This window comes from Aquisphaera insulae, assembly GCF_011064615.1.
GTDB lineage: Bacteria > Planctomycetota > Planctomycetia > Isosphaerales > Isosphaeraceae > Aquisphaera > Aquisphaera insulae.
On sequence record NZ_JAALJH010000254.1, the window covers coordinates 1 to 547 of the forward strand.

Here is a 547-nt window from a genome sequence, read left to right on the forward strand (position 1 = left end):
GGGAACCTACAAGCGGACGCTCACCGACGGGACGGTGATCAACTTCGACTCCAGCGGCAACCAGACGTCCGTCGTGGACACCAACGGCTTGCGGACGACCTATGCCTACAGCTCGGGGAACCTGTCCACGATCACCGATCCGTACAACAAGGTGACGACCTTCACCTACAGCGGCGGATACCTGTGGACCATCAAGGATCCGGCCAACCGGCTCACGACGCTGGCGCACACGGGGGCGAACCTGACCGGGGCCACGCTCCCCGACGGTTCGGCGTGGGCCTACGCCTACGACGGCTCCGGCCGGCTCACGAGGGTCACCGACCCGAACAGCAAGGCGACGACCGTCGCCTACGACTCGGCCCAGCGGGCCTCCACGATCACCCGGCCGGACAGCACCACCGAGGTCATCGTCGCCCACCAGGAGCGCGGCTGGACCAGCAGCGGCACCTCCGGCAGTCCGGCGGCGGCGACCCTCCTGGCCGAGGCCCGCGCCACGTACACCGACCCGAATAGCAACGTCACCGACCTCCGCCCCGACTGGAGGGGC

The 547-nt window shown here is 68.9% G+C and carries 1 protein-coding gene; it reads left to right on the top strand.

Annotation, left to right across the window (positions count from 1 at the left end):
- A partial coding sequence (locus G6O54_RS37035) for an RHS repeat domain-containing protein (protein WP_165236182.1) occupies window positions 1-547 on the top strand: 547 nt, incomplete at both ends.